General features: G+C 68.8%; 4 protein-coding genes. All 4 read left to right on the forward strand.

What is annotated here, in order from left to right:
- Nucleotides 1-132 precede the first annotated feature (132 nt).
- The gene (locus VH112_14230) at nucleotides 133-900 is read left to right on the forward strand and encodes a glucose 1-dehydrogenase (GenBank protein ID HEX4541395.1); all 768 of its coding nucleotides are present in this window, start codon (nucleotides 133-135) and stop codon (nucleotides 898-900) included.
- A gap of 259 nt (nucleotides 901-1,159) precedes the next feature.
- Nucleotides 1,160-2,713: a hypothetical protein gene (locus VH112_14235; GenBank protein HEX4541396.1), complete on the forward strand. Its 1,554-nt coding sequence runs from the start codon at nucleotides 1,160-1,162 to the stop codon at nucleotides 2,711-2,713.
- Between the two features lie 96 nt (nucleotides 2,714-2,809).
- Entirely contained in the window at nucleotides 2,810-4,723 is a 1,914-nt protein-coding gene (locus VH112_14240) for a glycoside hydrolase family 15 protein (GenBank protein ID HEX4541397.1), read from the forward strand.
- A gap of 22 nt (nucleotides 4,724-4,745) precedes the next feature.
- Nucleotides 4,746-6,599 (forward strand): hypothetical protein (locus VH112_14245; GenBank protein ID HEX4541398.1); only part of this gene is annotated, 1,854 nt, incomplete at its 3' end.

Raw genomic sequence — 6,599 nt, forward strand, 5'->3', positions numbered from 1 at the left:
AGTGCCTACAACCACCCGAAGAGGGTGACTGTGGGCGGGAGCGGCCGGTGCCGATGCGGATGAACTGCCGGCCCACGCAAATCACCCACGACGGGTGATGACCGCGACGACACCCCTCCATACCCTGCCAACATGAGCCTCGACGGCAAGGTCGCCATCGTCACCGGCGGCAACAGCAGGATCGGTCAGGCGGTCGTGCTCGCCCTTGCCGAGCACCACGCCAGGGTGGTCATCGATTTCGTGGCCCACCCCGAGGCCGCCGAGGAGCTGGAGCGCAAGGTCGCGGCTATGGGAGACAAGGCCATCGGGGTCGAAGCCGATGTCAGCAAGATCGACGAGCTGCAGAGGCTCATCGATGCTGCGGTCAAGGAGTTCGGGCGGCTCGACATCATGGTCAACAACGCCGGCATCGAGACACGCACGTCGATACTCGAGAGCACGGAAGAGGAGTATCACGAGGTCCTTGACATCAACCTGAAGAGCGCCTTCTTCGGGACGCAGCTGGCGGCCAAACAGATGTTGGCCCAGGGCGGCGGCGGCCGGATCATCAACATGACGTCGGTCCACGAGGACTGGCCGATGACGGGCAACGCTCCCTACGCCGTCTCCAAGGGCGGCATGCGCATGCTCACCCGCCAGGCCGGCGTAGCCCTCGCTCCGCACGGGATCACGGTTGTCGGCGTGGGACCGGGCGCAGTGATCACGCCGATCAACCAGTCCACGCTGGACGACCCGGTGAAGCTCAAGACCATCAACGACGCGATCCCGCTGGGCCGGATGGCCCAACCGGAGGAGATCGGCAGCGTGGTGGCCTTCCTGGCCGGGGACGGGGCCAGCTACATCACGGCCACGACGGTCATGGTCGACGGGGGCCTCATGCAGAGCAGCCCCGGACTCTGACAGCCGGGACCCCCTGCCGGGCAGGAGGGGGCCCGGAAGGATCCGGCTTGAGCCCTGGCGGTCGCCGTCCGACCGCCATCGGGCCAGCTCGGGAGCCATACACAGCTCCCTCCCAGATCGCCCCTGTAGCGTTGTCGGGATGCGGACCGCCCCCCACGGCAAGCGCCCGTAGCCCGAGCCAACCTGCGTGGCCGCAACCTTCGATCCCCCCGTCCCCGGCGCGCGGTGGCTGGGTCGCGCCATCGGACGACGTGGGCCCTTGCTCGTGCCCCCCAAGGGGGTCGTCGCCTCTCTGCTCGCCCCGCTGGTCGCCGGCTCGCTGGCGCTGGTGGCAGTGCTCGAGGGGTGGCGGGGGGTGGACTTCTCCGCCCAGCTGTACCGCATCGGGCTGTTCCACCAGCAGGGCCTGACCCTGTGGGACAGCCAATGGTACGGGGGGCACTGGACGCTCAATTACAGCGTTATCTTTCCGCCCGTCGCCGGCGTCATCGGCGTCCAGGCCACCGAGGTGCTGAGCGCCGCCGTCGCCGCCTGGGCCTTCGACCGCCTCGTGGTCGGCCACTTCGGCACCTCGGCGAGGGTGGGATCGCTGATCTTCGCCGTGGGGACGATGGTCCAGGTGTCGATCGGGCAGCTGCCCTTCCTGCTGGGCGAGGCCCTGGCCCTGGCGGCCATCTGGGCCGCCACCCGTCGGCGGTGGCGTCTGGCGGCTGCGTTGGCGGTGGCGACGCCCCTGGCCAGCCCACTGGCGGGCTCCTTCCTCGCCTTGGCCGCCGTGGCCTGGCTGCTGGCGTCCTGGCCCCGGCGGCGTCTGGCCCTGGGAGGCCTGGTCGCCGTGGCCGCGGTCCCAGTGGCCGCCCTGACGCTGCTGTTCCCGGGCCAGGGGGCGATGCCGTTCACCGCCTTCGACTTCGGGTGGCTGCTGGGGCTGTTCGGCCTGGCCACCGTGCTGATCCCCCGATCGGAGCGCAGCCTGCGCACGGGGGCCCTGCTGTACGTCGTGGCGATCGTCCTGAGTTTCGTCGTGCCGAGCTCGATGGGCAGCAACATCAGCCGCCTCGGAGAGTGCGTCGGCGCCCCGCTGGCGGCCTGCCTGCTGTGGCCGCACCGGCGCCTGCTCGTGCCGTTTGCCGTGGTGCCGCTCGCCCTGCTCCAGTGGGGCCCCTCGGCCACGTCCTTCACGGGGCGGAGCGACCCGTCCACGCAGACCAGGTACTTCCAGCCCCTCCTGGGCTACTTGGGCGGGCACGACCATCCCGCCGGTCGGGTGGAGATCGTCCCGACGGCGAGGCACTGGGAAGCCGCCTACGTCGCGCCGTACTACCCCCTGGCCCGCGGCTGGGAGCGCCAGCTCGACACGGCAAACAACGCCCTGTTCTACGCCCAGGGCCAGCTCGACGCGGCCAGCTACCGCGCCTGGCTGCTGGACAACGGGGTCCGCTACGTGGCGCTCCCTGACGTCCCGCTCGACTACGCCGCTGTGCAGGAGGGACGGCTCGTCCAATCGGGGGTTCCCGGTCTCGTCCCCGCCTGGCACGACCGCAACTGGCGGCTGTTCGAGGTGGCCGGGTCGACCGGCCTCGTCGACGGGCCCGCCCGGCTGGTCCGCATGGACGGGGGGAACATCACGCTCGACACCAGCGGCCCCGGTGTCGTGCTCGTTCGCGTCCGCTACAACTCCCGCTGGAGCGTGGCCGAAGGCAATGGCTGTATCTATGGGACGCCGAGCGGCTGGACGACACTCGTGGCCAACCAGGCCGGTCCGTTCCATCTCGCCCTCGACCAGATCCCGGCCAGCCAGAGCGGCTGCTGAATCACCCGCTGCGGGTGACGACAGCATCCGCCGACGACCACAGAATCACGAGGTGAGCAGGCGTCGGACGACCCTGCCGAGTCAAGAGGAGCCCTCGTGAGCGACTATCCCCTCGTCAGCGACCACGGTCTGATCGGCGATCTGCAGACCTCCGCGCTCGTCACCAAGGACGGGACGATCGACTTCTTCTGCGCTCCCCGTTTCGATTCCCCCAGCATCTTCGCTTCGCTCCTCGACGCCCGCAAGGGAGGGCGGTTCCGGATCGCGCCGGTGCTCGACGACTGCCAGACCACCCAGATCTACTTCCCCCAGTCGGCCTGCCTGATCACCCGCTTCATGACCGACGCCGGGGTAGCCGAGCTCGTCGACTTCATGCCCATCGACAATCCCACCGTGGCCACCGAGAACCACCGGATCTGCCGGGGCGTGCGGTGCCTGCGGGGGGAGATGCCATTCCGGCTCGAGTGCGAGCCCCGCTTCGATTTCGCCCGCCAGCCCCACAAGCTGTCGCTCACCAACGAGGGCGCCGTCTTCCGGGCCAACGGCGGACAGGTGGTCCTCCACGGTGCCGCCGGCGCCGAGCGATCGGGAGACGGCGACGTTCGCCTCGACTTCACGCTCAGGGCCGGCGAGGTGAGTGGGTTCATGCTCGAGACGGGGACCACCCGAGAGCCGCAGGCCATGAACCGAGGCGACGCAGTCACCCTGTTCGAGCAGACGGTCAACTACTGGCGGGCCTGGTTGGCCAAGTGCACCTACCAGGGACGGTGGCGAGAGATGGTCCACCGCTCGGCCATGTCGCTCAAGCTCATGACCTACGCCCCGACCGGTGCCCTGGTGGCAGCGACGACAGCGGGACTGCCCGAGCAGATCGGTGGCGAGCGCAACTGGGACTACCGCTTCACCTGGATTCGCGACGCCTCCTTCTCGGTCTACGCCCTCCTGGGTCTGGGCTATACCGAGGAGGCAAGGGCATTCCTCCTGTGGATGGGCAATCGGGTCTCCGAGCACGTCGGCAAGGACTCGGGCCCGCTCAAGATCATGTACCGGGTGGACGGCTCGTCGGACCTGGTGGAGGAGACGCTCGACCACTTCGAGGGCTACATGGGCTCGCGCCCGGTACGGATCGGCAACGGGGCCGCCGACCAGCTCCAGCTCGACATCTACGGCGAGGCGATGGACTCGATCGCCCTGGCCGACCCCACCGAGCCGGTCGGCTACCTGGGGTGGGTCGAGCTCGTCAAGATCGCCGACTGGCTGGCCGAGAACTGGGACCAGCCGGACGAGGGGGTATGGGAGACCAGGGGCGGGCGCAAGGACTTCACCTACGGGCGGGTGATGGTGTGGGTGGCTTTCGACCGGCTCATTCGCATGGCCCGTGACCGGGGGCGGCCGGGCGACGTCCCGCGGTGGACCGCCGCTCGTGATGCCGTCTACCAGCAGATCATGAACAAGTGCTGGAACCCCGAGCGGGGGGCCTTCACCCAGTACCCCGGGACGGACGTGCTCGACGCCATCAGCCTGCTGATGCCCCTGGTCGGGTTCATCGCCCCGAAGGACCCGCTGTGGCTGTCCACGCTCAAGGGAATCGACGAGGAGCTGGTCACCGACAGCCTCGTCTACCGCTACAACCCGAGTGCCTCGCCTGACGGCCTGGAGGGATCGGAGGGGACGTTCTCGCTGTGCTCGTTCTTCTACGTGGACGCCCTGACACGCGCCGGGCGCCTGGAGGAGGCGCAGTACGCCTTCGAGAAGATGCTGACCTACGCCAACCACGTCGGGCTCTACTCCGAGGAGATCGACCCGAGCGGCCGCCAGATCGGCAACTTCCCCCAGGCCTTCACCCACCTGGCCCTGATCCGCGCCGCCATCGACCTCGACGCCGCGCTCAACGCAGGCTCCGGATCGGTCTTCCAGCTCCCGGGCGGGATCGGTCTGCCGACTGCGCTCAACCTGGCGGCGGGACAGATTCGCCAGACCCAGGAAGGGACCGGCCTGGAAACCGAGTGAACGAGCCCTGGCCAATGGTCCGATGACCCCTATCGTTCCCGGCCCCGACCCTTCGCTGATCTACAAGGGCTTTGAGGCGGCAGACGAAGGCCTGCGGGAGGCGCTGACCTCGACCGGCAACGGCTATCTCTGCACCCGCGGGTTCGCGGAGTGGGAGGACGCCGACGGCGTGCACTACCCGGGGACCTACACCCACGGCGGCTATAACCGCGAGACCACCATCATGGGTGGGACCCCGGTGCTCAACGAGGACCTGGTAAACCTGCCCAACTGGGCCGTGCTCAAGCTGCGTATCGAGGGCGGGGAGGTCGTTCGCCTCCAAGACGTCGAGCTGCGCTCCTACCGCCACGAGTACGACATCGGAGCCGCCGTCGTAGCACGGACGCTTCGCTTCCGCGACCGGTTGGGCCGGGAGACGACCTTACGCAGCCGCCGGTTCGTCAGCATGGCCGAGATGCACCTGGCCGGGATCGAGTGGACGCTCACCGCCGAGAACTGGTCGGGTCCGGTCGAGATCGTCTCGGCGCTGGACGGGCGGGTGACCAACGCCGGGGTCGCCCGATACGGGCAGCTCGAAGGACGACACTTGGAGCCGACTCTGCCGCGCACGTTCGGCCCCGAGGTGATCGCTCTGATGGCGCGCACGCGCCAGTCCCGCATCTACGTGGCCGAGGCGGCGCGCACGACAGCCTCTTCGGGTGGTGCGCCCCTCGAGGTCGAGCGAGAGCTCTACCAGATGGAGGACTACATCCAGCAGGTCATCGGCTTCGACGTCCAAGAGGGCGAGCCCGTGCAGGTCGAGAAGATGGTCGCGTTCTACACATCGCGCGACCATGCGATCAGCGAGCCGCTGGCCAGCGCCGGCAAGGCGGCGAGCCATCACCCCCCGTTCTCGGACGCGGTTCGCGAGCATCGGCAGGCCTGGGACGAGCAGTGGGAGATGTGCGATCTTGTGCTACCGGGCGAGACCGCCGTGCAACTGCGGTTGCGGCTGCACGCATCACACCTTCTCCAGGTCTGCTCGGGCTACGCCGCCGAGGTGGACTCCGGCGTCGTTGCCCGGGGCCTGAACGGCGAGGCCTATCGCGGCCATGTGTTCTGGGACGAGCTGTACGTCCTGCTCTACCTGACCGTCCGCCTCCCACGGGCCGCCCGTCACCTGCTGCTGTACCGGGCGCGCCGGCTCGGGGAGGCCCGCCGGGCCGCGAAGGCTGCCGGGTACCGCGGGGCCATGTACCCCTGGCAGAGCGGCAGCGACGGGACAGAGGAGACCCAGGTAGTACACCTCAACCCGTTGTCGGGCCGCTGGGAGCCCGACCTCAGCCACAACCAGCGTCACGTCAACGCGGCGATCTTCTACAACCTCTGGCACTACTTCCAGGCGACGGGTGACTTCGAGTTCATGGTCGACCACGGAGCGGAGATGATGCTCGAGATCGCCCGGTTCTTCGCCTCGCTGGCCCGGTACAACCCCGAGCGGGACCGCTACGAGATCCACGGCGTGATGGGCCCCGACGAGTTCCACGAGGGCTACCCGGGCGCCGAGGGGGGCGGCCTTCGCAACAACGCGTACACCAACGTGATGGTGGCGTGGATCTCTGACCTCGCCCCGAGGCTGCTCGCCCTGCTCCCGGAGGGACGGGCCCGGGCGCTGCGAGCCCGGATCGGCCTGACCGACGAGGAGGTCGAGACCTGGGCGCGGATGAGCCGTCGGATGTTCGTACCGTTCCACGGCGACGGCATCATCAGCCAGTTCGAGGGATACGGTCAGCTCGCCGAGCTCGACTGGGACGCCTACCGCGAGCGCTACGACGGCAACATCCAGCGTCTCGATCGCATTCTCAAGGCGGAGGACGACGACCCGCGCCGATACAAG

The organism is Acidimicrobiales bacterium (assembly GCA_036270875.1).
Classification (GTDB): Bacteria; Actinomycetota; Acidimicrobiia; order Acidimicrobiales; family AC-9; genus AC-9.